General features: G+C 63.5%; 16 protein-coding genes. 6 read left to right on the forward strand and 10 right to left on the reverse strand.

Annotation, left to right across the window (positions count from 1 at the left end; all coding sequences use genetic code 11):
* Window positions 1-2 precede the first annotated feature (2 nt).
* Window positions 3-3,164, reverse strand: a complete 3,162-nt coding sequence (locus FJ434_RS22950) for an AAA family ATPase (RefSeq protein ID WP_140750694.1) — start codon at window positions 3,162-3,164, stop codon at window positions 3-5.
* 380 nt (window positions 3,165-3,544) lie between these two features.
* Between FJ434_RS22950 and FJ434_RS22955 the strand changes: the two genes are divergently transcribed.
* On the forward strand, window positions 3,545-4,732 hold the full coding sequence (locus FJ434_RS22955) for an alpha-D-ribose 1-methylphosphonate 5-triphosphate diphosphatase (RefSeq protein ID WP_140750798.1): 1,188 nt from the start codon (window positions 3,545-3,547) through the stop codon (window positions 4,730-4,732).
* Between the two features lie 107 nt (window positions 4,733-4,839).
* Here FJ434_RS22955 and FJ434_RS22960 read toward each other — a convergent pair whose 3' ends face one another.
* The 5 genes from FJ434_RS22960 to FJ434_RS22980 form a co-directional block, all read right to left on the reverse strand.
* A complete protein-coding gene (locus tag FJ434_RS22960) occupies window positions 4,840-6,543 on the reverse strand; it encodes a phospholipase D-like domain-containing protein (RefSeq protein WP_140750695.1) in 1,704 nt (567 codons plus the stop codon).
* A gap of 479 nt (window positions 6,544-7,022) precedes the next feature.
* Entirely contained in the window at window positions 7,023-7,223 is a 201-nt protein-coding gene (locus FJ434_RS22965) for a hypothetical protein (RefSeq protein WP_140509276.1), read from the reverse strand.
* A 79-nt stretch (window positions 7,224-7,302) separates the two neighbouring features.
* Complete coding sequence (locus tag FJ434_RS22970) at window positions 7,303-7,533, reverse strand: hypothetical protein (RefSeq protein ID WP_140750696.1); 231 nt, start codon at window positions 7,531-7,533, stop codon at window positions 7,303-7,305.
* Between the two features lie 155 nt (window positions 7,534-7,688).
* Window positions 7,689-8,198, reverse strand: a complete 510-nt coding sequence (locus tag FJ434_RS22975; RefSeq protein WP_140750698.1) for a hypothetical protein — start codon at window positions 8,196-8,198, stop codon at window positions 7,689-7,691.
* Between the two features lie 10 nt (window positions 8,199-8,208).
* Window positions 8,209-9,039: a class I SAM-dependent methyltransferase gene (locus FJ434_RS22980; protein WP_140750700.1), complete on the reverse strand. Its 831-nt coding sequence runs from the start codon at window positions 9,037-9,039 to the stop codon at window positions 8,209-8,211.
* A gap of 84 nt (window positions 9,040-9,123) precedes the next feature.
* Here FJ434_RS22980 and FJ434_RS22985 point away from each other — a divergent pair, with 84 nt between their 5' ends.
* The 3 genes from FJ434_RS22985 (at window position 9,124) to FJ434_RS22995 (ending at window position 12,602) form a co-directional block, all read left to right on the forward strand.
* On the forward strand, window positions 9,124-10,050 hold the full coding sequence (locus FJ434_RS22985) for a LysR substrate-binding domain-containing protein (protein WP_140750702.1): 927 nt from the start codon (window positions 9,124-9,126) through the stop codon (window positions 10,048-10,050).
* Window positions 10,051-10,142: 92 nt separating this feature from the next.
* On the forward strand, window positions 10,143-12,158 hold the full coding sequence (locus FJ434_RS22990; protein ID WP_140750704.1) for an amidase: 2,016 nt from the start codon (window positions 10,143-10,145) through the stop codon (window positions 12,156-12,158).
* A 24-nt stretch (window positions 12,159-12,182) separates the two neighbouring features.
* Window positions 12,183-12,602, forward strand: a complete 420-nt coding sequence (locus FJ434_RS22995; protein WP_140717546.1) for a VOC family protein — start codon at window positions 12,183-12,185, stop codon at window positions 12,600-12,602.
* Between the two features lie 14 nt (window positions 12,603-12,616).
* On the opposite strand, the gene FJ434_RS23000 is transcribed toward FJ434_RS22995, so the two are convergent.
* From FJ434_RS23000 to FJ434_RS23010, 3 genes are read right to left on the reverse strand one after another with little or no spacing between them, the layout of a single operon-like run.
* Window positions 12,617-12,961, reverse strand: coding sequence for a hypothetical protein (locus FJ434_RS23000; protein ID WP_140750706.1), 345 nt, complete (start codon window positions 12,959-12,961; stop codon window positions 12,617-12,619).
* A 45-nt stretch (window positions 12,962-13,006) separates the two neighbouring features.
* The gene (locus tag FJ434_RS23005) at window positions 13,007-13,651 is read right to left on the reverse strand and encodes a ThuA domain-containing protein (RefSeq protein WP_140509287.1); all 645 of its coding nucleotides are present in this window, start codon (window positions 13,649-13,651) and stop codon (window positions 13,007-13,009) included.
* A 49-nt stretch (window positions 13,652-13,700) separates the two neighbouring features.
* The gene (locus tag FJ434_RS23010) at window positions 13,701-14,723 is read right to left on the reverse strand and encodes an LLM class flavin-dependent oxidoreductase (protein WP_140509289.1); all 1,023 of its coding nucleotides are present in this window, start codon (window positions 14,721-14,723) and stop codon (window positions 13,701-13,703) included.
* A 118-nt stretch (window positions 14,724-14,841) separates the two neighbouring features.
* Between FJ434_RS23010 and FJ434_RS23015 the strand changes: the two genes are divergently transcribed.
* A complete protein-coding gene (locus FJ434_RS23015; RefSeq protein WP_140750708.1) occupies window positions 14,842-15,927 on the forward strand; it encodes a CaiB/BaiF CoA-transferase family protein in 1,086 nt (361 codons plus the stop codon).
* 82 nt (window positions 15,928-16,009) lie between these two features.
* Window positions 16,010-16,510: a peptide deformylase gene (locus tag FJ434_RS23020; RefSeq protein WP_140717461.1), complete on the forward strand. Its 501-nt coding sequence runs from the start codon at window positions 16,010-16,012 to the stop codon at window positions 16,508-16,510.
* A 76-nt stretch (window positions 16,511-16,586) separates the two neighbouring features.
* Here the strand turns inward: FJ434_RS23020 and FJ434_RS23025 are convergent, their stop codons facing one another.
* Complete coding sequence (locus FJ434_RS23025; protein WP_140750710.1) at window positions 16,587-16,862, reverse strand: hypothetical protein; 276 nt, start codon at window positions 16,860-16,862, stop codon at window positions 16,587-16,589.
* Between the last annotated feature and the right edge of the window lie 44 nt (window positions 16,863-16,906).

Genomic DNA, 16,906 nt, shown 5'->3' on the forward strand with positions numbered 1-16,906 from the left:
GGCTAGTGCCGAACGGCCGATTCGGGATTGACGATCAACGCGGCGCCCGGCTCGAGAGCGGATTTCGCACGTTCGACCCGATCGCGATAGCGCGACGACAGTTCAGGTGACAGGCCTGATGATTGAAGGGTCTCGTATGTACCGACGAGGAAAGGCACAGCGCTTTGCTCCGCGGCTATGGCGATGCTCTTTTCGAGGGCAGCGATTATGTCCGCCTCCGCATCGCCCTGGAGAAGAAGTAGCTCCGCCCTTCGCCGGTAGAGCTCCGCCAGCCAGAAGCGGCTGCCTCCGGCCTCGGCCTGCGCCACGGCCGAGCCCAGCAGCGCGAGCGCCTCATCGACCTCGGCGGTTCGTGTCAAAAGCTCTGCCAGCATGCTGCAATAGACCGGTTCGTCCTCAGGCGTCTGGAACGCGCCATGGAGGCCAAGGCCTTGCCGCATTTTTTCCCTGCCGCTCTCGACCTGGCCGGCGTTGCCGTCGCACCAGCCTTCGAAGATTTGCGCCGCGGCGGCCAGGGCGGGCATATAATGGCGCTCCGTCAAGTGGCGCAAATCCGCTATCACGCTTCGCAGCATCGAAAAATCGCGGCGATAGCAATGCAGCATCGCCTCGTTGAGGTAGGCATGCGCGATGCTGCCGGCATGTTCGGTTAGCTGCGCCCAGTTCCTAGCTTCCGACATCGAATGGATCGCGCTTGCCGGCTTTCCGACGAACCACAGCGACAAGGCGCGGTGGGCGAGCCCGCAGACCCTCGCGTCATGCCCGCCGAACAACGCGGCATTGGCTTTGCCCTGGCCGTGCTCATAGAGCGACAGTCCGGCGTCGACGGCCGCGATACAGCGGTCGTGGCGGCCAAGATTAAAGTCGATTGCCCACACGCAATGCCTGGCCTGGAGTTGCACTTCGGCATCCTCGACATCCCTGAGATCCCTGAGCACGACTTCCGCGCGCTCGCCGTCCATGACGGTATCCGTGAACCACCAGCCCCAGTAGATCGGGAACCACTTGGCCCGCTCCGCCACCGGCCGCCGCCGGGCGATCACCACGCCGTTCTCGTACAATTCGCGGGCGGGCGCCGAGTTCGGACCTTCGACAGCGGTCAGGATGGGACCGAGCACGATCATTGCCGATAGCCGCAGCGCGTCTCGCGTGTCGGCTGCCGCAACGCGCTCGCAGAGCGCCAATGCATGCTCGAGTAGCTGCCTCGCTTCCGCCATTGCTGAGCGGGACGAGCTTTCCGTGCCTGCAATCACGAACTGAGCGATCGCGTCCTCCAGAAGGCCTGCGCGCTCGGCGTGCTCGGCGATCTCGGCGGTGCCCAGCCACCCGGCCAGGTTTCGGTTGCGGCTGACCGCGGCAAACAGGCGGCGATGCAAGGCCTGCCGTCTCTTGCGCAGCGTTGCGTTGTAGATCGTCTCCTGAATAAGCGCATGGCGCACGCCATGGACCGGAACGCCGGAAGACCGCACGCGGATCAGGAACCCGGCCTCCATCAGCGAATCCAGCGCGTTTGCGATGATTTCGTCGTCGAGCTCCGGCAATAGCGCGCGCAGCAATTCCTGATTGAAACGATTGCCCACGACGGCGGCGGCGCGCGCGACTTCGCGTGCCGGCCCCAGCGTTTCGAGCCTGGCCTCGATCACGCTTTCGAACACCGAGGCATGACTGCGCGTCGCGGTCCGCGCCAGCCGATCCGTTGCCGAGGCCGCGTTCTCGGTCATCCACTGGCAGATTTCCTCGATGAACAGCGGGACGCCTCCGGTCACGCGTTCCACCACGTCGAGCAATTCCGGGGAAGTTGACGGCTTGCCTTGCGGCCACATGGCCGCGATCGCCAGCCGCGTTTGCTCGCGGTTGAGCGGCTCTAGTGAGATATGCCTTGGATTCGATGCTGCCAGCCAGCTTTCGGATTCAGGGCGCGTCGTCGCGATGACAAGCGCCCGGAAGTGACGGGCCGACCGTGCAAGCTCAGCCAATAATTGTCTCGACGTCAGGTCGATCCAATGTATGTCCTCGACCACCAGGACGATCGGTCCGCTGGCGCACAGGGCTTCGAGCGAGTGGCGAACCGCCCAATTGGCTTTCGCGCGCATCGCCTCGGCGTCGATTTCCTTGAGCATCGGATCGGCTCCCGCGGCGCCGAGCAGGAACGAGAAGATGTCGATGATTTCGGGATCGCGGACGTCATGATCGCGGAATACTTCCGCCACGGCGGCAGCGCTCAGCTGTCCTTCGTTGCCGGCGAGATCGCCGCGTACGTTCTGTAGCAGCGGATGCAGCGCCGAGCGCAAGCCGCCGGGCGTGCACTGGAAGAGCAGCAGTTTCGCGCGCTGGTGACGCGTGCGCCGGCGCACTTCGTGAAGAATGCGCGACTTGCCGATGCCGGCCTCGCCCTCGATCACCACCACGCCGCCGTTTCCCGCGACGGCGCTGTCCCATGCTTCGGCGATCGTGGCGAGCTCGGCCTCGCGATTAACGAGCGGACTGCTCAGCCGCCCGAAGGCGAAGAAGCGGTCGACCTCGCGCTTGTGACTCAGCGCGCGCCAGACCAGCTCCGGCTCGGCAAACCCCTTGATCGCATGGGGGCCCCTGAAGCTGAACACATGCGACCGTCGCGCCAGGTTGCGCGTCGCGTCCGAGACCACCACCGTATCCGGCTGCGCGATGGCCTGGAGCCGCGTGGCCATCGCGAAGGCAGGGCCGGTGACATTGTCACGACCGGTGTCGGCGTCACCCTTGTGGATCAGGGTCATCGATGTCGCGATTCCGACCCGGACATGCAGATCGGCGCGGCCTTGGTCCGAACCGACCCGCCTGCAGGCGTCGATGATTTCGAGCCCGGCCCGGATCGCCAGCGATGCCGCGTCCTTGGCGTCTATTTCGGCGGGAAACAAAGCAACGCCGCCATCGCCGACCTCGACCTGGACGGCACCCGAGCACGACGCGACCGCCTGTCTCGCCGCCCGCTGGAAGGCTGATATCAGTTCCTCGAACTCTTCGATGTCCAGGATGGCAAGAAGGTCGGTCGATCCGACCAGGTCGTAGCAGAGCGCGGTCAGGATCCGGCGCTCATGCCGGGCTTCGGACGCATTTTTGCCGTTGCCGCCCAGAAAACCTGTTGCCACCGACGCCGCCGGCAACGCGACCGGGCTCTTCTCCGACATGCTGCGATTTCCTCGCCGAGCACAGTGACGGCAATATTAGCAAAGTGCGATGCTGTTCACAAAACACTTAATCGGTGGGCGGGGCGGGAAAGCCGATGCCGGGATCATATGGAGAGATATGCTCACGGCGTAAACTCCCCGTGGTGTTGACATTAGCCGCGACCGCTTTTGGTGGGCGGCCGGGATGACTTCGATGACCGAAATAAAGCTGTCACCAACCGAGCTTATCCGATCCTCGGGAATGAACCATCCACATGACACGCCTTGAGACAGCCCGGCCGAAGGGCGATCGGAAATGTGGAATGCTGTTTTCGGAGACGACCATGCTTGAACGGACAGACAGGGCCGCGCCCCACCGGGATCACACGAAGAAACAGGACATGTGGCTGAGTGAATTCGAGATTGTCCTGCGCGACCGCGTCATTGCCAATGGCGCTGTCAGGATCGAAGACGGCCGGATCGCCGAGATCCGCGACCAGCCTGTCGAGAACGCCGACCTCATCGGCGGCGGCCGCCTGCTGCTGCCCGGTTTCATCGATATGCATGGCGACATGGTGGAGCGGGAAGTGGAGCCGCGCAGCGGGGTCCACGTGCCGATGGCAATCGGCATCGCCGAACTCGACAAGCGGCTGGCCTCCTGCGGCGTGACCACCGCCTATGCCGCGCTCTCCTTCATCGGCAACAGCGCCACCGCAGCCTTGCTGCGCTCGGAAGAACACACATCTTCGATCATCGAGACCATCACCGGGCTGAAAGACGACCTTCTGGTCGATCACCGCGTCCATGCCCGTTTCGAGGTGACGTTCACCGCGGCTGTCGGCGTGCTGGAAAGATTGATGGATGCCGGCAAGCTGCATCTGGTTTCGCTGATGGATCATACGCCCGGACAGGGACAGTACCGCGATGTCGAATTGTATATCGCCCGCATGGCCAAGGAGCGCGGCATGTCGATAGCCGATGTATCCGAGGTCGTCGGCAAGCGCATGGCCGATCGAAACGGGCATGGCGGTGTGCTCGGCACGTTGCAGAGCCTGTCGGCGTTTGCCCGCGCCCGCGGCATCGTGCTCGCCTCGCACGATGACGACACTCTGGAAAAGGTGGAATTTGTCCGCGGCCTGGGAACCGTGCTCAGCGAATTCCCGGTGACCCTGGAGGCTGCGCGGGAAGCCCGCCGGCTGGGCATGTATACGGCCATGGGCGCGCCCAACGCGCTGCGTGGAGAATCCTATTCGGGCAATCTTTCCGCCCGCCAGGCCTATGAGGCCGGGCTGCTCGACATGCTGGCCAGCGACTATCACCCGGCCTCGATCCTGCCGGCCGTGCTCGGCCTGGCGGAGCTGCGCGACGGTGGCCTGGCGAAGGCTGCGGCGCTGACAAGCGCCAATCCGGCCGAGGCACTCGGGCTCACCGATCGCGGCGCCATCGAAGCCGGGCTTCTGGCCGATCTCGTCGTCGCCGACCGCCAGCCGGTGCCACGTGTGCGAGCAACCTTCCGCGCCGGCCGCATGATCTACGGCGACGGCACGCTGAGCCGTTCGCAGCCTCCCGGGAACGGCAAACGGCTCTAACGCTTTGTCCTGACGCAATTCCCGCCGGGAAAGCGCCGCGCGCTTTTCCCGGGAAAGCGCCGCGCGCTTTTCCCGCGAAACCACTTCACGGTTTTCCCGGAATTGCTCTAGGTGCCTGCCATCCAGAACGCCAGCATGCGCTTGGTCTCGCCGGAGGTCCGGCGCTTTTGCCAGTCCGGGTCACGCGACAGATATTGGAAGGGATCCTTCCTCTCCTTGGCCGCCTCCGCGAGATAGGCACGCCAGCGATAGTGGCTGTAGGTCTGCATGGCGTTGATGGCGTAGTGCATGGCGATCTTCTTGTGGCCCCGAATGACGATGAAGTTCTCGTCGTTTGCGGCACTCGCCGAGTGCGAAAAATTATGTGAGCCCGTGACGACGATGGGATCGTCGCTGAATGGATCGATCACCAGCACTTTTGAATGCGTGATGGCGTGACCTATGGCCGATTGGAAGTCGGCAGCCGTACCTTCCACGGCCCATTGCCCAACCGGTTTCTCAACCCCGGTGTCCTGCGCCGCATCGAGGAAAAAATCCTCGGGCTTCGCCTTCAGCAGCTTGAACTCCTCGAGACCCTTGCCGGTGAATCGGGTCGCGACGCCGCGCACATAGAGCTTCTTCTCCTTTTGAAGCCTGAGCAATGTTCGCACCGGCTCGTTGCCCGGCTGAAACATCACGAAAAAGACCCCATGCTGCGCACCTTCCACCAGTTTGACGAGTTCCCTGATGTCGATTTCATCGCTCAAGCGCGAGAACCAGCTGTCGATGGCGCCGGCACCGAAAGCGATGCCTTGCTCGGGCGAATTGTTGGATCGCAACAGGTCGTCGGAAATCGCGCTCTTTGCGTCGACCAGCAGGTTGAACTGCGCTTCGTACCGCTCTGCCAGCACCGGATGCTCGAGCATGATGCCATTGTTGAGCTGCGTGCAGAGACCGGTCGGTGTCCAGTTCGTGCTCCCGGTCCACACCTTGGCCGGCTCGAACTTGTCGTTCGCAGCGCGCCCGATGACCAGGAACTTGTTGTGGGCCAGTGCTTTCGGTGCGAGGAAGCGGTCGTGCACGACAACATCCGCGCCGCGCAGGCGCGCCCGCGCATCCGCGTTTTCGTCCTCGCCCTCGGCATCGACGCTTCCATTCGCCAGGACGATCTTCGCCCGTTTGCCGATGGCGCTCAGCCCGTCGATGAGTTCCTCGTCGCTGAGCTCATAGAGCGCGGCATGCAGCTCCAGCTCCTCATCGGCCGCGACCTCGGCCATCATCTTCAGCATCGTTTCGCGCAAAGTGCCGCCCAGAAAGGCCCTCGCCTCACGGTCGACATTCTTGCTGACGATGACGGCGGTTTCCTTCAACTCCTTGAGCGTGATCCCCTTGCGCTTCATGTAACGCGCCATGAACTGCGACAGCACATAACCCCGGTTGAAGTGGACACTCGCACCGTCGCCGCAATCGGCGGAAAGTGTCAGCATTTCGGACCATTCGCTCGCCGGCCCGTCTTCCAGCGCGCCAGAGGCACCCTTGACCCTCGCGACGATACGATAGGCAATGACGTCGCCAAGGTCGGCGGCGTGGTCTGTCCAGTCATAGCGTTGGAATGGCCAGATCCGCGAGGAACGCGAGGTGATCCGGTTGCCGTCCTTGTCGACCTCCGTATCGTCTTCGAACCCGACGCGGTTCGACAGATAGTTGGGGGCGGAGGCGCCGCGGCGGCACTGGATGGCAAATCCCAGACATCCCTCAATGTCCTCCTGATGCGACCAGACGAGATGCACATCGTCGGCATTTGCAAACACTTTCAAGATGATATCGGCCACATGAGCCTCCCTCGCCGCTGTCAGGGCTTCTTATCGTCCCTACAACAGTATCAGCACTGGATCAGTCAGTATAGAAAAGCTTTAATCCGAGAGTCCAGCAAACGAAAGAAGGGCGAAAAATGCATCTAAATTGCCGTCTTTTCGATAAAATTGGCAACATTCCTCGCCACATAATTCGCCGGCTTATTAAAGCTCAAAACTCAACCTTTGCCTCATCCAAACTCGAGGCTTGTGCCAAGCGTATTGCAGAGGTAGGTTATTGCCTGGACCGCTCGCGCCGGCGTTCCGGGCAAGAAGAGCCTAAATATTGGGCGGATTTATTTCCTATGGCAACATGGACGCGCCGGTCGTTTCCTGCCGCGCCCTCCCGCCCGATCCGAAGCGCGGACGACATTGCGTTTTGAAGGAATCCCTTCGGCCACACGAAACGGCACGCATGCCGGGTCCGAACCCAATCAGAATGTCGATTGGGTTCGGAGCTAAAGATCGAGCTCCACCATCATTCCACGCTCCTCTGCCATTTCCAGCAGCAGATCCTGCAGGGTCTCAATGGTCTGGGCCTTGCGGGCTGTCGCCGGCAGTTCCTCGATACTCTCCTTCATCGAAATCACGGCAGACCCGGTTTTCTCCGAGAGCAGCCGTGCGATAGCTGCGCGGATAAGCGCATTCTGGTCGGGCATGATTCCCCTTTCATGCTATGACAACGGCACCATTTTCTTTCATGCTGTATGCCTTGTCGCAACTTATGCGAGCATTCATTCACGCTTGCAAGTCGTCTCGTTGATATTCGTATGATCGACAGCCGCTCAACAGCGAGAGCGACGGCACCCTGCTGTCGTCGGGTTCCATGGCGGCGAGCAGGGCCAGCGGCACTTCGTGCCGACAGAGCCCGATCAAAGCCCTGCCTTCTACCGCAACCGGTAATTCGGTGTATCTGTCGAAAATGGAAAACGTGCCTGTCGGCTCGTACAGGATCTCGAAACGCTCCAAATCGCAACCTCACTTCCCCCGGAAGGGCTGTAACGCACGCGCCCATCGGAGGTTGCATAAAGAATCGATTTTCCCGAGGGCCGCCGCTGAGGGCCGAAATCATCGAGAAGATGAAGGAGGCAGGCGGCAACTGAGGCCGATGCCGTCCCTCCTCATCAGGGGTGGGAGCCCTGAACCGCCTCGGGCCGGCGACGCATCAGCAGATAGAACGCGGCGACGTGCGTGATCATCAGAAGCGGCACATAGAGGATCGGGATCGCGTAGGTCGCCCCCAGTTCCCCTGCCAGATCGGGAAGGGCGAGTTGGACCCCTTGATAATAGTCGACGACGATGTCGACGCCTCCCACGAGATTGAAGGCGATGACAAGCGGCCAGAATAGCTGATGTCTGCGTGCAGTGAGAAGCGCCAGCATGGCCAGCAGGCCGGTGGCGAAGTCACCATAGGCCGCGAGGACGGCGAAACCAGCCGGCAGATTGGGCCCGACGACACCTGGAAGCATGAAGACAAGCCCGAAGAAGCGGAAGCTGTGCAGCGTGGCGATGGCGCGTTGCGCCTCGAGGCGGTCCATCGCTTTGAGCCGGGGCCAGGCATAGGCGCCGAGGCACAGCAACCATGGCACGTAGCCCAGAGCGAGATGGATGTCGAAGATCATGGCCGGCGACATCCTGCCTCCTTCAAGCCTTGCCCGGAATGGCTTCGAAGACGGCGGTCAGAATGCCCAGCCGGCCTTCCCCGAGATTGCGTCCGAGGTTGGCGGCAACTCCCGCGAAGTCCGACCCCATGACGAGGCCGAGATTGAGCAAAGGGGGCGGTCCGGACGCCCGCAATTGCGAAAACCACGCCTTGGCTGCCTCGGTGTCGTCTTGCCATACCAGCGTTTCAAAGCCTGCCTGCTCGATCCGCGCTAGCGTTTCAGCCGCGGTGAGCAAGAAACTCTCCGCCGGGCTTCGTGCCCAGGGAACGGGATAATGCGGATCGCCGCAGTTCAACACGACGTCATAGGTGGCAAACCTGCCGCCCGGCCTAAGCACCCGCCTGATCTCGTCATAGAGCCGTCCGCGCTCGGTGATGTTCATCGCCACGTGTTGCAGCAACACGACATCGAAATGGCTGTCGTCGAAGGGAAGCGCCAGCGCGCTGGCGCCCTCGAACGTTACCTGTTCGCTCAGCCCCATTCGTTCGGTCAGATAGTGCGCTGCCTCGACGAACGGCTCGCTGAGGTCTACGCCCGTCACCCGGCAGCCGCGGGTCGCCGCCAGGAAACGGGCCGGCCCACCGAGCCCCGATCCGACATCGAGGACGATCGTTTCCGGGCCAATTCCGGCCAACCCGGCAAGCTCGGCGGTCGCCGCCAGCCCGCGGGTGTGGAATTGGTCGAGCCCCGCCAACTGCTCCGGCATGAGCCGTTGGCCCTCTGGTCCCAAAGCGGCCAGCGCCGTCTTGAGACGATCGGTCAGGCCGCTCGCGCGGTAGTGAGCGCGCACTGCGTCGAGATTATCCGTCATTGCGGTTTCCTCTGGATTTCCGTCGTTGCCGCAGAGATAGAGGCGCTTTCTAACCGCAACTATCCGCGATAATGTCGATGCGCCATGAAGCAGAACTTCACAGTCAGGCAGGGAGCGCTCGACGGCGTCGAGGCCTTCCTGAGCGTCGCCCGGCATCGTAATTTCCGCAAGGCGGCGGCCGAGCTCAAGGTAACGCCGTCGGCGATGAGCCAGGCGATCCGCACGCTCGAGGGGCGCATCGGCGCCGCGCTCTTCACCCGCACGACGCGCAGCGTCGGCCTGACCGAAGCAGGGGAGCGCTTTCTGTCACGTGCCGGACCTGCATTCGAGGAACTGGTTGCCGCGAGCGAGGTGGCGCGCGACCTCGGCCAGCGGCCGACCGGACTGCTGCGCCTCTCGGTACCGCCGTCGGTGGTGCCGATCCTGCTGGAGCCGCTCATCGCATCCTTCTGCCAGGCCTATCCGGAAATCGAGCTGGAGATCGTCGCCAGTGGAGAACTCGTCGATCTTGCCGCCGAGGGCTTCGACGCCGGCATCCGGCCCGGCGAGTTTGTCGCCGCCGACATGATCGCGGTGCGCTTGACGCCGCCGCTGCCATTCGTGGTCGTCGGTAGCCCTGATTATCTGCGCCAGCGGAACGTGCCGCAACGCATCGAGGATCTGCGCAGCCATGCCTGCCTGCGCATGCGCCGGTCAAACGGATCGATCGCGCCCTGGCCCTTTGTCGACGGCAACAAGTCGGTCGAGGCCATCGTCTCCGGGCCGCTGATCGCGCATGATTATCCGACGCTTCTGGGCGCGGCGATGCAAGGGGCCGGCCTTGCCCAGGTGCCCCAGCCGCTCGCCAGCGTGCCGGTCGCTGACGGCCGGTTGCAGGAGGTGCTGAGGTCCTTTGCCGTGACCTTGCCTGGGCTTTTCCTGTACTACCCGGGGAAGCGCCAGGTCTTGCCCAAGCTGCGCGCGTTCATCGACCATGTCAGGCACCGAGGCGACGCCGAGGCACGCGCCTGAGCTACCTGGCCCGCAACGAATTGCGATTGGCGCTTGCCGAAGCCGGCGGCCTTGCTCATCCATGGCGAACAAACAACAGCCTGGGAACAATGATGACCGACGCCAGCTTTCACCTCGTCGAAGCGACCATCGACCAACTGCGCCGCGCGCTGGATGACGGCCTCGTCACCAGCATCGAGCTGGTCGCGGCCTATCTCAGGCGCATCGCGCATTTCGACCGGCACGGCATCGCGCTGAACGCCGTGCCCGTGCTCAACCCTGATATGTTCGAGGATGCCGCCGCTTCCGACGAGCGGCGCCGGCGAGGAAAGACACTCGGGCCGCTCGACGGCATCCCCTACACCGCCAAGGACAGCTACAAGGTCAAGGGCCTGACGGTCGCGGCCGGCTCGCCGGCCTTCGAGCATCTCGTCGCCAACGAGGATGCCTTCACCATCGCCAGGCTGCGTGCCGGCGGTGCGGTGCTGATCGGCCTCACCAACATGCCGCCGATGGCCAATGGCGGCATGCAGCGCGGCGTCTATGGCCGCGCCGAAAGCCCCTACAATGCCGATTACCTGACCGCCGCCTTCGCGTCGGGTTCGTCCAACGGGTCCGGCACGGCAACAGCGGCCAGCTTCTGCGCCTTCGGGCTCGGCGAGGAAACCTGGTCGTCCGGCCGCGCTCCCGCCACCAACAATGCGCTCGTCGCCTACACGCCCTCGCGTGGCGTGATCTCGGTGCGCGGCAACTGGCCCTTGGTGCCGACCATGGACGTGGTGGTGCCGCACACGCGCAGCGTCCCCGACATGCTGGAACTGCTCGATGTCATCGTCGCCGACGATCCGGAAACACGAGGCGATTTCTGGCGCGCGCAGCCTTGGGTCGCTTTGCCTAGAAGTTCCGAGCTACGCCCGCCGCGCTACACGGACATGACGTTGGAAGGGTCGCTCCGGGGCAAGCGGCTCGGCGTACCCAGAATGTATATCGGCCGCGACAGCGAGGCCGACCGGCCGATCGCAACCCGCGCCTCGGTGCTGGCGCTGTGGGAACAGGCGGGTGCGGATTTGCAACGGCTGGGCGCCGAGGTGGTCGAGGTCGATTTTCCCGTCGTCTCCAACTACGAGCGTGACCGTCCCGGCGCGCGAACCATGGTCGAGCGCGGACTGGTCCCGCGGGATTTCGCCGAGCGCGAACTCTGGGACCTCAGCATCTGGGGCTGGGACGATTTCCTGCGCGCCAATGCCGACCCCGCTTTACCCGATCTCGCCGCGGTCGACGGCCCCAGGATTTTCCCGCAGCCGCCCGGCACGCTGCCAGACCGTTATGAGGGCGGCTTCGACTTGGCGCAGTATGTCGAGCGCGCGAAATCGGGCGTCACGCCGTTGGCCGACATTCCCACGCTGGAGGACGGCATCAAGGGACTGGAGACGACAAGGCGAATCGATTTCGAGGACTGGCTAGACGACAACCGCCTCGACGCCGTGATCCTGCCGGCCGCCGCCGATGTCGGACCGGCGGACGCCGACGTCAACGAGGCGTCCGCCGATCTTGCCTGGCGCAACGGCACCTGGGTCGCCAATGGCAATCTGGTCTGGCGCCATTTCGGCATCCCGACCGTCACCGTGCCGATGGGCACCATGGCCGACATCGGCATGCCGGTCGGCCTGACCTTCGCCGGCAAGGCCCATGACGACGAAAAGCTGCTGCGCATGGCCGGCGATTTCGAGCGCGCCACGCAGCGCCGCACCCGCCCGCCGCGCACGCCCGAGCTGGCCGGCGATGTGTTTTCAAGCCAACCCGGCCGAGCCGGCAATGGCAAGGCGCCCGCGCTCAAGCTTATGGCCGTGACACGGGCTTCGGGTGATCTGGACGAGATCGCCATCACACTCGAAATGGTTGGCGAGGTTGCCGAAACGGCCAGCGTCAAGGTACTTCTCAACGGGGAAGCCGTGGAGATGCAGCGAAGCGGTGCGTGTTTCACCGGGCGGGCGCTTGTCCCTGCCGCCGAGCATCGTCGGTCCCACAGTGTCTGGCGGGGCTCGTACGGCTCCATTGTCACGGCGGAGCTGCGACTGCATGATGGGCGCACCGCCGGCGCCTATGCGGTTACCGGCGGGATTGGGTGAGGAGCAGCCAGGATGGGCTCAGCCATGATCAAGGTCAAGCAACTCGCCCATGTCTGCATCTTCGCCGATGACCTCGAAGAGACGCGGCGCTTCTACAGTGATGTCCTTGGCATGGACGTCCAGTTCAACTTCCTGCGCGACGGCGCGATTTTCGGCTTCTACCTCAATTGCGGCGGCCGCAGCCATGTCGAGGTTTTCCAGAAGGACGGAGCACGGTTCAGCGAGACGGACCAGATCAACCATTTCTGCCTGGAGGTCGAGAACATCGACGCCGCGATCGCCCACATCACGTCCATGGACGTCGACGTCACCGCCAAGAAACTCGCCTGCGACGACACCTACCAGGCCTGGCTGCGCGACCCTAACGGCGTGAAGATCGAACTGTTCGAATACACCGGCAAAAGCGCGCAATTTACCGGCGGCGATCGGGTCGCCGACTGGTAGAGCCTGATCAAGATTTAGCGGTTTGCGGCATGGGCAAGGTATGAGCGCATCGTTTCCAGCTTGTCTTGCGACAAGCCGGAGATGAGAGCTTCGTCCATGTGCCCTGCGAGAATGAGACGGGTAAACACGTCCAGAAGCTGGGAGTAAAGGTAGTCGAACATCCCGTCGATCTCCCGTCGCTGTTCCCGCAAAAAATCCTCGACCTCCCACATCTCGGAAGGTTGCGTAGCTGCACTGGCCCTGCTCTTGAACTCGGCCATCGTCTTTGCCAGCGCCACCTCCAACGCCGCATCGAACGCCCGGCGCGCGATCTTCTTTTCGGACGCTGACCAGCTATCCCGGGCGTCGTCTCCGCGCATCTCCTCCGACCCTAAGCCCGGGATTTCATGAAACCGCGCTTACGGCTAGCGCGCGGCCCACAGCAAACCGCGCTCCGCAATCAGCGCCATTTCCGGCACCGCGAACTCGTCCGCCGTGTGGCCAAGCGAACTGTAAAAGACCTTGCCGGCGCCATAACGCCGCTTCCAGACGACCGGCATGACGACGCCGCCAATCCCGGGGAAATGCGCGTCGGTGAAGGTGGTTGTCGCCAGCACCTCGTTGCCCGGGTCGACATGCATGTAATATTGCTCCGACCGGTAGGCGAAGCCACTGACGCCGCTGGTGATCGGGTCGTCCGGCCGGGCGATGACGACACGATAGTCGATGATGTCGCCGGGATGCGCGACCCATTGGCCGCCGGTCATGAACTGGTAGTCCGGCTCATTGCGAAAACTGTCGCCCATCGTGCCGTGAAAACCGCCGAGCCCGCTCCCTTGGCGAACCGCCTGCGTCAGGTTCTTCAGTTCCGCTTTTTCGATCGTCGACATGGTGATGACAGGCACGATGAGATCGAATGAAGCGAGGTCCGGATCGGCGAACATCGCCGTGCCGTGGCCGAGCGTGACCGCGAACCCGTTACGCTCGAGCATATCGCGCACGACGTTGGCGCTGCGCTCCGGTGTGTGGCCTTCCCAGCCGCCCCAGGCAATCAGCGCTTTCTTCGACATGCGGCAACCTCCCTCGATCTATTAGACCGACGACCGCTCGCCGCATGGGTCAGCGCCAGCCGAGCGCCGGCGCGACATGGGTGAGGATCGCCTCGATGACATGGGCGTTGTAGTCGACGCCGAGCTGGTTGGGAACCGTGAGCAGAAGCGTGTCGGCCTCGGCAATCGCCTCGTCCTGCGCAAGCTCCTTGATCAGCACGTCCGGCTCGGCGGCGTAGCTGCGGCCGAAGATCGCCCGCGTATTCTCCTCGATGAAGCCGATCTGGTCGCGGCTCTCATTGCCGCGGCCGAAATAGGCGCGGTCGCGATCGTCGACCAGCGCGAAGATGCTGCGGCTGACCGAAACGCGCGGTTCGCGTTCATGTCCGGCCGCCTCCCACGCCTCGCGATAGATGCGGATCTGCTCCGCCTGCTGGACATGGAACGGCTTGCCGCTCTCGTCGAATTTCAGCGTCGAGCTCTGCAAATTCATGCCGAGCTTCGCCGCCCATTGCGAGGTGGCGTTGGTGGCCGCGCCCCACCAGATGCGCTCGCGCAAGCCCTCCGAATGCGGCTCGAGCCTGAGCAGGCCGGGCGGATTAGGAAACATTGGCCTTGGGTTAGGCTGGGCGAAGCCTTCGCCGCGCAGCGTGTCGAGGAAGACCTCGGCGTGATGGCGGGCCATGTCGGCGTCGCTTTTGCCTTCCTGCGGCACGTAGCCGAAGTAACGCCAGCCATCGATCACCTGCTCCGGCGAGCCGCGGCTGATGCCGAGCTGCAGGCGTCCGCCGGCGATGATGTCGGCGGCGCCCGCATCCTCGGCCATGTAGAGCGGATTTTCGTAGCGCATGTCGATGACCGCCGTACCGATCTCGATGCGGCTGGTCTTGGCGCCGACGGCCGCCAGCAGCGGGAATGGCGATGCGAGCTGGCGGGCGAAGTGATGCACGCGGAAATAGGCGCCGTCCGCGCCGAGCTGCTCGGCCGCGACCGCGAGATCGATGGATTGCAGCAGCGCGTCCGAAGCTGAACGCACCTGCGATTGCGACGAGGGCGTCCAGTGCCCGAATGACAGGAAACCGATTTTCTTCATCGCCGTGAAGTATATGCGAGCGGCACGTGCTTCAATGGCAAAAGAGCGGGGTTACACACCGTCGCCCTCTCGGTGCCAAAAGTTCGCAATACAAAGCACCAACGCTGTGGAGGATGGGATGCTCAGGGGAATCCGCATCGTCGAGATCGAGGCGCTGGGGCCGGCGCCCTTCGCCGGCATGTTGCTCGCCGATCACGGCGCCGATGTCATTGTCGTTCATCGCAAGCTAGCGTCCATGCAGGGCGCGCCTGAGCGCTCGCTGCTCGATCGCGGCAAGCGCTCCATCGCGCTCGACCTGAAGAATGACGACGACGTGACCGTGCTGATGCGCCTCATCGCCACCGCCGACGGGCTGATCGAGGGATTCCGGCCCGGCGTGCTGGAACGTCTCGGGCTCGGCCCGGAGGCTTGCTTCGCCGTCAACCCGCGCCTAGTCTACGGCCGCATGACCGGCTGGGGCCAGGACGGACCGCTGGCTTCCACCGCAGGACATGACATGAACTATATCGGCCTGTCGGGCGCGCTCTGGTACGCCTCCTTGCCGGGAGAACCGCCCATGGCGCCGCCGACGCTGGTCGGCGACATAGGTGGCGGCGCGCTCTATCTGGTGATCGGCATGCTGGCCGGCATCATGAACGTCCGCGCCGGCGGCAAAGGCACCATCGTCGATGCCGCGATCGTCGACGGTTCGGCCCACATGATGAACCTGCTGATGTCGCTCGGCCAGTCTGGCGCGCTCGCAGCCGAGCGCGGTCAAAGCCTGCTCGACGGACCGCATTGGTGCCGCGTCTACCGGACATCGGATGGCGGCTTCATCAGCGTCCAGTGCATCGAGCCGAAATTCTACGCGCTTTTCCTCGACAGGCTTGGCCTCGCCGCCGATCCGCAATTCGGCAACCAGTTCGATCGCGATCTCTGGCCGGCGCTCGGCCACCGGCTTGCAGCGATCTTTGCCACGAGACCTCGCGACGAATGGGTCAAACTGTTCGAAGGGTCCGATGCCTGCGTCGGACCTGTGCTTGGCCCCCATGAAGCCGCCCGGCATCCGCACATGACCGCGCGTGGCACATGGCAGACGGTGGACGGCGCGCTTCAGGCGGCTGCTGCGCCGCGCTTTTCCGGAGGGGAACAAAAGACATCGGCCAAGAGCCCGGCGCGCGGCGAGCACGATGCCGAAGTCCGTGCGGGCCTGGCGGAACCGTGATGGCGCCGTGTTAGGCTATACCAGCTTGGCCGGTAGTCTACGGCCTCACCCGACGAAGTGACTGGCAGATAGGACGAGGTCAGTGGCGGTTCGACCGATCATAAAGTTTCCCAATCCCCTCCTTCGTGCCGTCGCGGAGCCTGTAGAGCTGTTCGACAGGGAGCTGCACGGTTTGGCCAGCGACCTCATCGACACCATGCATGCGGCGCCCGGGATCGGCATCACCGGCCCGCATATCGGCATCTTGAAACGCCTGGTGGTGATCCAGCTTCCTTCCGCCGCAAAGCGGGGAATCTATGTAAATCCATCTGTCATCCAGGCCTCCACCGAGATGATCCGTCACGCGGAAGGCAGCGTTTCGATGCCCGGCGTCACCGAGGACATAGAGCGGCACGCCCGCATACGCGTCCGCTATCAGGATCTGGATGGCAATGAGCGGTTCGAGGATGCCGAGGGCCTGCTGGCGGTTTGCCACCAACATGAGATCGATCAGCTCGACGGGCTGTTCTGGACGCACAGGCTGACGCGCCTCAAGCGTGATCGGCTGATCAAGCGCTACGGCAAGCTGATGCGAGCCTCCTAGGCGCTGTACCCGTAAGAGAAGCGACGCCGGCACCGTGTCACCTTCGCAACGTGCTGGCCTGATGGCCGGCAGCCGATTATTTCCCGCAGTGGTGATCGTTGATCTTGTTTATCGCAAACCCGTCCGGACCAGTCCGGTGGTAGGAGCAGGCCCCCGCAGCCGTCGTGAACAACTGCTGGTCATAATAGCGCGGGCCGCCGAACAGAAAATCAATGAGATCGTCGTCGGCCGGAACATAGCGTTCCTGTTCGCCTTGTTGGTAGTGACGGTGCTTGGCCCCCGCGAATGCCGAGGACATGCCGAAGCCCATTGCGACGGCAAGAATGCAGATCGCTAACCGTTTGGTCGTCATTGCAAACCCCCTTCTGTTGGGATTCCATCTTATATTCAAATCCT

The organism is Mesorhizobium sp. B2-5-13, assembly GCF_006440535.1.
Taxonomy (GTDB): Bacteria; Pseudomonadota; Alphaproteobacteria; order Rhizobiales; family Rhizobiaceae; genus Mesorhizobium; species Mesorhizobium salmacidum.

Excerpts from the sequence above, each read along its gene's own strand:
- FJ434_RS22950 (WP_140750694.1), bottom strand. The coding sequence starts at position 3,164 with ATGTCGGAGAAGAGCCCGGTCGCGTTGCCGGCGGCGTCGGTGGCAACA.
- FJ434_RS22955 (WP_140750798.1), top strand. The coding sequence starts at position 3,545 with ATGTGGCTGAGTGAATTCGAGATTGTCCTGCGCGACCGCGTCATTGCC.
- FJ434_RS22965 (WP_140509276.1), bottom strand. The coding sequence starts at position 7,223 with ATGCCCGACCAGAATGCGCTTATCCGCGCAGCTATCGCACGGCTGCTC.
- FJ434_RS22975 (WP_140750698.1), bottom strand. The coding sequence starts at position 8,198 with ATGTCGCCGGCCATGATCTTCGACATCCATCTCGCTCTGGGCTACGTG.
- FJ434_RS22980 (WP_140750700.1), bottom strand. The coding sequence starts at position 9,039 with ATGACGGATAATCTCGACGCAGTGCGCGCTCACTACCGCGCGAGCGGC.
- FJ434_RS22985 (WP_140750702.1), top strand. The coding sequence starts at position 9,124 with ATGAAGCAGAACTTCACAGTCAGGCAGGGAGCGCTCGACGGCGTCGAG.
- FJ434_RS22990 (WP_140750704.1), top strand. The coding sequence starts at position 10,143 with ATGACCGACGCCAGCTTTCACCTCGTCGAAGCGACCATCGACCAACTG.
- FJ434_RS22995 (WP_140717546.1), top strand. The coding sequence starts at position 12,183 with ATGATCAAGGTCAAGCAACTCGCCCATGTCTGCATCTTCGCCGATGAC.
- FJ434_RS23000 (WP_140750706.1), bottom strand. The coding sequence starts at position 12,961 with ATGCGCGGAGACGACGCCCGGGATAGCTGGTCAGCGTCCGAAAAGAAG.
- FJ434_RS23005 (WP_140509287.1), bottom strand. The coding sequence starts at position 13,651 with ATGTCGAAGAAAGCGCTGATTGCCTGGGGCGGCTGGGAAGGCCACACA.
- FJ434_RS23010 (WP_140509289.1), bottom strand. The coding sequence starts at position 14,723 with ATGAAGAAAATCGGTTTCCTGTCATTCGGGCACTGGACGCCCTCGTCG.
- FJ434_RS23015 (WP_140750708.1), top strand. The coding sequence starts at position 14,842 with ATGCTCAGGGGAATCCGCATCGTCGAGATCGAGGCGCTGGGGCCGGCG.
- FJ434_RS23025 (WP_140750710.1), bottom strand. The coding sequence starts at position 16,862 with ATGACGACCAAACGGTTAGCGATCTGCATTCTTGCCGTCGCAATGGGC.